The sequence below is a fragment of the Trinickia sp. genome (assembly GCF_035492435.1).
GTDB lineage: Bacteria > Pseudomonadota > Gammaproteobacteria > Burkholderiales > Burkholderiaceae > Trinickia.
In genome coordinates this window covers 1-6,956 of sequence record NZ_DATJJF010000172.1, presented here as the reverse complement: position 1 = coordinate 6,956, position 6,956 = coordinate 1, and the positions used below count along the sequence as shown (strand labels likewise).

Below are 6,956 nucleotides of genomic sequence, written 5' to 3'. Positions count from 1 at the left end.
TGTCTTGCGTCGCCGGGCGCGTTGCTGTGGCATCGAGTTCGGAAAGATATCGCCCTACCGGTCCCTCGGAAGCGAATTCGATGCGAAACCTTCCCCGGCTGTCGGGCCTGCCAACCCAGCAACCCGCCAGATCTTCGTTTCCACTAAGCAGTTCGACAGTGCCAGCCATTAGATCGTTATAGCTCTCCGTTTCGGCGGCGAGCGTTCCCAAACGATCCAGAAGTTGATCATTGTCGGCTCTCAGCTGCTGATAGGCCTCGAACTGATGAGCCAAGTCAAAGGCGAGTCGCCTCCTGACCAGGGACAGCGCCCCACCGGGTATGACCTGATCGCACTGCTTTTCCAGTACTTCGATTAGTGTGTCGTGCGCAGGGATGATATCTGGGAAGTTGACATTCAGAATCGCACACTCGCGCCCAAACTTGCGCGCTGCGGTTCGATGCGCCGTCGCCGTCAGTTGGGGATCGGCGACGGCAACCAAGTGCAAGGCTTGTTCCAACGCGAATCGGCTGCGGTGGTCGTCCGATAGTGACTCGATAACCTCCCTCGAGCTACCAAGGCTAAGAGCCTCGCAAAAGTGGTTGGCGATTCGTACGGCCAGCCCTTTCAGCGTCTCATGCAATGGCGCCATCGTGGAGGCGTGATGCGCACCATACACGTTCCGCTCCTGGTCGGTGAGGCCTGCATTTTCTAACGCATGAGACACGATTGTCATTGTTGAATTGCGATTTTCTAAAAAATCAGATCTTGGGGCCTTGAACCGGAAATCCACCTGTATAAAGGACTTCCGCCAACTCGCGTGATAAAAGGGGAAATGTCAAGGCAGCCCTGCCATACATGGCAGGATTGTTTACAAGCCACTAGGTATATCGGCGGATGAATGGGGAATCTTGAGGGAAGCGGATTACAGATTGATTAAAGAGGGTCCTTTAAATTTTAGGGCCCGCTAGCACGAGTCCCTCTCAAAGCGAATGTATCTTTCAAAATCCTTTTGAATCGTTTCGATGATGGGATTTTGGAGTGCAAGCAAGCGTGGCTTGTAGGTTTCGACAAGCAGTACCAATCGTAGGCTACGAGCCGCGATTCAACGAAACTGCGGACGCATCCCAATCCCAGGAGGCTGCGCGCTGCCGTTCTTCCACGGTAGCAAACGCGCGCTCACGCAGTTGCGCGACCCGATCCGCACGTTCAGTCGGCGCAAGACCCATTGCGTCGATCTGTGCACGCTGCGCCGCGTAGCGCTCGTAGCGGGCCCGCCAAGCGTTATCAAGGCTTTGCATCTGCACTGCGCGCTGGGCAACTTCCGGCCCCAGTGCCTGCGTCGCTGTGGCCCGCAGCTCATCGAGAGGCATGCCCTGCTGTTGCAGCGCGGCGAGCGCCGTGACGCCAGCTTGCACGCCTGAATCAAGTTCCGACCCTTCGCCCTTTTCCTTCGGCTGCAGGCTTGTGAGTGCCTCCAGCCGCGCCGCCTTTTGCACGTCCGTGAGGGTGGCGTCACTCGTCACGCGCAATTGCTCAAGCGCGCGTTGCGCGCGCCTCCATTTGTGGCCAAAAAAGGCCTCGCTCCATGCTGCGCCCATTGTGCGCTCCGCCATCGACGCACGCTCGGCGATTGCCGCTTGCATCGCCTCGATATCGCTGTCGCTGCGTGCGCCGCCGTTGGCCGCCTGCGCCGTGGCCGACATCTGGAGCGGCGCTATGCGTGCAACCGCCTCACGATAGACGCGATACTTCCCCCAAACGTCGAGTGCTTCGCTGTGCGCGGGCGTGCCGTCGAGTTGTGCGGCAATCGCACGGCGCACCATCGCATCGACTTCAGCAGGCGACACTTCGTTCTGTGCACTTAGAAAGTAGTCAAAAAAATCGCGCACGGCCCGCGTTCTGGAAAGCTCGCCGCCACTGCCTAGCGGAAGGCGAGGCGCGATCGAGCCGCTCAACGAGGTGGGCCATGGCGGCTGGCCGGCCGAGCTCGCTGGCTCCTCGAGTTTGACACGCAACGCTGCACTCGACGTGCCGCTGTCAGCGCAAAGGCCGCTTGCGCCGGCAGCAGGAACCCGGCCGTCGCACGCCCCCTCCATTGACGCACCGTCGCGCCACACACCAACACGCTCCGCGCCCAAGACGGCAGCGATAGCTGCAATGGCAGTGACCACAGCAGCTGTAGCTCGCCCGATCTTTCGTGCCTTCACCGCGCCGCTCATCGATCAAAGCCCCTGCAACTTCAGGCGATTGGCGTGCGTCCGGATCACCGCGACCGGATCTTCCCCTTGCTGGCCCACGAACCCCAGCACCTGATTGATTTCGTCAAGGTGATTCCATCGATAGCGCGTGCTCAGCACCCTGCCATACAGCGAGCTGCAAACGGAGACGAGACCGTCATTTTGCCCTGCCTCCCTGAGCGTCATGGCCGTGCCCGTGCCGAGCAGGATGATCGTCGTCGGGTCGCTGAAATTGGCGCCATCGAGCACACCCGAGACACTCGTATCGGTTGCACCGCGCACACCGAGCATCGCCCACGCAGGTTGAATCGCGTTACCCGTCCACGAGTACAGAAAGTGCGTGTTGCCGCCGACGTTCTCCGTCTCAGCACCAGTGGTGCAAGAAGCAGGTCCGCCAAGGCCTGCACTTGGTAATGCATCGTTGAATGCCGTGGCACCCGAGGTGGTCAGCGATTGCAGCGCCGCAGCCGCGTCCTGGTTGGCGCCTTGACGGCGATTAAGTAGTGTGCCGAGAAGGTTGGCAAATTTGGCGACGATCGGTTCCGAAAGCCCGGTGGGGTCCTTCCGACCGACCGCGGTGATGAGGTCCGCGAACTCTGAGCCGCGGTGCGGCGTGCCGATCGTCGTGACGGAGGCAACGCGTTCCGGTGCGATTGCCGCGACGTACCGCGCGGTGAGGCCACCTTGGCTATGACCGATCAGATTGACCTTTTGCGCGCCCGTTACCGCCAATATCCGCTTGACGTAGGCGAGCAATTGCTCGCCTCGGCCGTTCGGGCCGAGATCGCTTTGAAAGCCGGACAGATTCGCAACGAATACGTTCGCGCCATGCGATTGCAGATCGGAGGGTATGCCGTACCAGTAATCGAGGACCTTGGCGTACGTGTCTGTGCCCATGAACCCGTGTACCAGGACGATCGGGTAGCGCGTCGCTGCGTAGGTGTCGGCAATCGTCGCGTCCGCGGATGCCGGATGCGTCGCGCAAACCGAAAGCAGTGCCGCGCACGCCACTGCCCACTTGATGAGCGTGCCACGCAACACCGCGACCGACGCAATGAATTTCATGCGTGCCCACCCAGCCCTGCCGAGTGATTCTGACATAGTGCGCTTCCCTCCAATCTGGCGTTGACGAGCGAGCATGGGCTCGCAGTCGGCGCATGATGTCGCGACAGAAACGCGACAAAACGCGCCGATAAAACCGCAATGCGTTGGAGTAAAGCAGCAAAAAATCCGATCAAAAACGCGAAAAAACTGCTTTCGACGGGTACCCCTAGTCAGGGAGTCGGTCGTGCGCCCCGGTCACGCCTCCGTCACCGGTATGCCGCGGGCGGGCGTGCTCATCCGCGTGTTGTCGAGCCCCTTCGTCAGTTCGAGCGCCTGTCGCTCGAAGAGCCGGCGGTATAGACCGGACTCGCGATGGATCAGCACATCGTGGCTCCCCTCTTCGACCACCCGGCCCTTGTCGAGCACGAGCAGCCGGTCGAGCGCGCGCACCGTTGAAAGCCGGTGCGCGACGACCAGCGTCGTGCGGCCTTCCATCAGCCGCTCCATCGCCTCCTGAATCAGCGCTTCGCTCTCGCTATCGAGGCTCGACGTGGCCTCGTCGAAGATCAGCACGGGTGCGTCGGCGAGAAACGCGCGGGCAATAGCCACACGTTGGCGCTCACCGCCCGAAAGCTTGACGCCGCGTTCGCCGACTAGCGTGTCATAGCCTTTCGGCAACGCCAAAATAAAATCGTGGGCGTTTGCCAGCCGTGCCGCGCGCTCGATGTCCGCCTGCGTCGCGCCGGGCCTGGCATACGCAATGTTTTCGGCCAGCGTGCGGTGAAACAGCAACGGCTCTTGCTGAACGATTGCGATTTGCGCGCGCAGCGTTGCCTGCTGGACATTGGCGATGGTCTGCCCATCAATCTTGATGGCGCCATCCGTTACGTCGTAGAGGCGCTGAATCAGCTTGATGAACGTCGTCTTGCCCGAGCCCGAATGGCCGATGAGGCCCACACGCTCGCCCGGGGCGATGCGTGCGGAGAATGCCGAATAGAGCGGTGTACTGTGTGCGCCATAGCGGAACGTGACGTTCTCGAAAACGATCTCCCCCTTGTCAATCACGATAGGCAGCGCACCGGGTTTGTCTTCGATCCCAAGCGGCTGATGCTCGAGCGCGACAAGCTCTTCCATGTCGTTGACCGAGCGCTGCAAGTTGCGCACGTGCATCCCCACATCGCGCAGATAACCCTGTAGCACGAGAAACATCGTCAGTGCGAAGGCAATATCGCCGACGTTCGCCTTGCCCTCGATCCAAAAGATCAGCGCAGCCCCGAGAATGCCCGCCTGCATGCCAGCCAGCATGATGTTTTGCACACCGCCATTGGCCGTGCCGCGCAGCCATGCCCGACGCGTCCGGCTACGCCATTTACCGATGACACGCGCAAGGCGCGCCTCCTCGCGCAGCTCGGCACCGAACGCCTTGACGACTGGGTTGCAGGTCACGGCATCGGCAAGCGCACCGCCCAGACGCGTGTCCCAGGCGTTGCCGAGGCGAGCAGCCGGGGCGACGAAGCCGAGGGAAAGGCTCGCCATCACGGTCACATAGACGATCGTGCCCACTCCCGCGAAGGCACCCATTGCCGGCCAATGCGTCCCGAGCAGCACGGTTGCGCCGACGAGCATGACGAGCGAAGGCAAGAGACCGAGCAGCAACGTATCGTTAAGAAGATCGAGTGCCCACATGCCGCGTGTGATTTTGCGCACCGTCGAACCCGCGAAGCTGTTCGCGTGCCAGTCGGTCGAAAAGCGCTGCACGCGATAAAAGCCGCTGGCCGCAATGTCGCTCATCATGCGCAACGTCAGCGCGGTAATTTGCGCATACATGAGATAGCGAAACAGCGCCCCAGCGAGCCCAAGGCCAATCAGCGCCGAGAAAGCTGTAAGCGCCGCGTGCAGCGCGACGTGCTTGTCCTCACCCCCGTGCGCGAGGGCGTTGATGAGCCGGCCCGCGAAAAGCGGCATCGACACGTCGGCCGACGCGCCCACCAGAGCGCAGAGTGAAACGACAATGACGCGCCAATCCTGCCGGCGCCAGTGTGCGAAGGTGTAGCCAAGTACGTTTTTGAACGTCTGGCCGCCAAAAGATGATTTTTTGCGGTTCATAGAGGCTCCGCCCCACGAGCGCTCACTCGCGCGGGGGCATCGAATCGACAGCAATAAGCAAAGCGGAGCGGAAGGGCTAACGCCATCCGCGCCACGCACGGTCTTGAACAGAATCAGCCAGCCGCACTGAACGAATGGCCGCGACGGAAAAATCCGCGCACGGCAGGCTGGCCAGAAGGGAAAAAGCGACGAACCGGGAAACTACGGTCGCGGCACTGCTGCTGCCGGAGTCGCGAACAGGAGCATGCGCACGGCGCATGTCAGCATCGTCGTCGTTACCATCGGGCGCCTCCTGTTCGTATCGTTTGGATGGAAGCCGATAGTCTATCAGTGCTGCGCGGTTCGGCAAATGAATCTAGGCATGGTGCTTCGTCGAGTGATGAGCTGTTTCGCTACGCGCAGGCCTTACCTTACGATTTTTGCGTAAATCGGTGACGCCCATAGGAAGAGCGATTACTCGACCTCCGGCAACGCGGCGTGGCCCGCGCGGGGCGGCGCTCGTCACAAAGATCCGCGTCGGCAGCGTGAAACGCCGCAACTGCGGCACGTCGAGCGGCCCCGAACATCATGGACCTCTGACACCTCCGGCCGACAGGGTCGGTATTGCCCTCTAGTGCATGAGCTCGGCGCCACCTGGGACTATTACCATTGACCACTCAGCTCCAAAGAAGACAGCGTGACATTGCTCTTCAGTGCTGCAATGCCCGCTTCGCGAATGTGGTTACCACCCAAGTCAAGTTCGCGCAGCGTTGTACTACGCGCCAGCGCTTGCGCGCCCGCGTCGCCAATGCTGTTGTAGCTTAAGTCAAGCGACTCCAACGTGGCGCTGCGCGCCAGCTCTGTCGCACCAGCGGCGGAAATGAAGTTGTGTTCGAGGTTAAGTTTGCGCAGCGTGGTATTGCGTGCCAGCGCTAGCGCGCCCGCGTCGTCAATCCCATTGAGGCACAGTTCAAGTTCGCGCGGCGTGGTATTGCGCGCCAGCGCTTTCGCACCCTCAGAGTCAATCCAGTTCTCGCTCAGGTCAAGTTCGCGTAGCGTGGGTATTGCCTGCCAGCGCTTTCGCACCCTCAGGGCCAATCTCGTTGCAGTTCAGGTTAAGCGATTGCAGCGCCGTATTGCGCGCCAGCGCTTCCACACCCTCAGGGCCAATCTTGTTGTCGCTCAGGTTAAGCGAACGCAGCGTGGTATTGCGCGCCAGCGCTTCCGCACCCTCAGGGCCAATCTTGTTGTCGCTCAGGTTAAGCGATTGCAGCGTGGTATTGCGTGCCAGCGCTTCCGCACCCTTAGGGCCAATCTTGTTGCGGCCCAGGTTAAGCGATTGCAGCGTGGTATGCGTGCCAGCGCTTTCACGTGCTCGTCGCTAAGCTTAAGGCCACTCACGTCAAGCGAACGCAGCGCAAGATTAGAACCGCGTCGAGCCCCCGGATATCTTTAATTCGGAGTTCGGTCGTTTTCTCAAGCGCGATGGCGCGCAGTTTTCGACTGGCACCCCGAAGCCCAAGACGTACTTCGGGATCACGGGCGATTTCCAACAACAATTCGTCGGGTAATTTTCTCAGGTTCCCCAAGCCGTCCAATACACCAGCG

6 protein-coding genes and 2 pseudogenes are annotated in these 6,956 nt (G+C 60.8%); all 8 read right to left on the bottom strand.

What is annotated here, in order from left to right; translation table 11 throughout:
- Positions 1 to 715: pseudogene (locus VL598_RS12735) on the bottom strand (hypothetical protein); the annotation flags it as partial.
- A gap of 355 nt (positions 716 to 1,070) precedes the next feature.
- A complete protein-coding gene (locus tag VL598_RS12730) occupies positions 1,071 to 1,997 on the bottom strand; it encodes a lipase secretion chaperone (protein ID WP_325327086.1) in 927 nt (308 codons plus the stop codon).
- Between the two features lie 207 nt (positions 1,998 to 2,204).
- A complete protein-coding gene (locus VL598_RS12725) occupies positions 2,205 to 3,284 on the bottom strand; it encodes an esterase/lipase family protein (RefSeq protein WP_414718715.1) in 1,080 nt (359 codons plus the stop codon).
- 234 nt (positions 3,285 to 3,518) lie between these two features.
- A complete protein-coding gene (locus VL598_RS12720) occupies positions 3,519 to 5,369 on the bottom strand; it encodes an ABC transporter ATP-binding protein (protein ID WP_325327084.1) in 1,851 nt (616 codons plus the stop codon).
- A 642-nt stretch (positions 5,370 to 6,011) separates the two neighbouring features.
- A complete protein-coding gene (locus VL598_RS12715; protein ID WP_325327083.1) occupies positions 6,012 to 6,434 on the bottom strand; it encodes a hypothetical protein in 423 nt (140 codons plus the stop codon).
- Entirely contained in the window at positions 6,391 to 6,504 is a 114-nt protein-coding gene (locus tag VL598_RS17030; RefSeq protein ID WP_414718714.1) for a hypothetical protein, read from the bottom strand. The genes VL598_RS12715 and VL598_RS17030 overlap by 44 nt, the downstream gene beginning before the upstream one ends.
- Positions 6,496 to 6,696, bottom strand: a pseudogene (locus VL598_RS17025) (GALA protein); the annotation flags it as partial. The gene VL598_RS17030 and the pseudogene VL598_RS17025, both read right to left, overlap by 9 nt.
- A gap of 49 nt (positions 6,697 to 6,745) precedes the next feature.
- On the bottom strand, positions 6,746 to 6,956 hold a 211-nt coding region (locus VL598_RS12710), incomplete at its 5' end, for a hypothetical protein (RefSeq protein ID WP_325327082.1).

What these genes read in the sequence shown, in the direction of transcription:
- VL598_RS12725 (WP_414718715.1), bottom strand. Translation starts at nt 3,284, where the DNA reads ATGAAATTCATTGCGTCGGTCGCGGTGTTGCGTGGCACGCTCATCAAG.
- VL598_RS12720 (WP_325327084.1), bottom strand. Translation starts at nt 5,369, where the DNA reads ATGAACCGCAAAAAATCATCTTTTGGCGGCCAGACGTTCAAAAACGTA.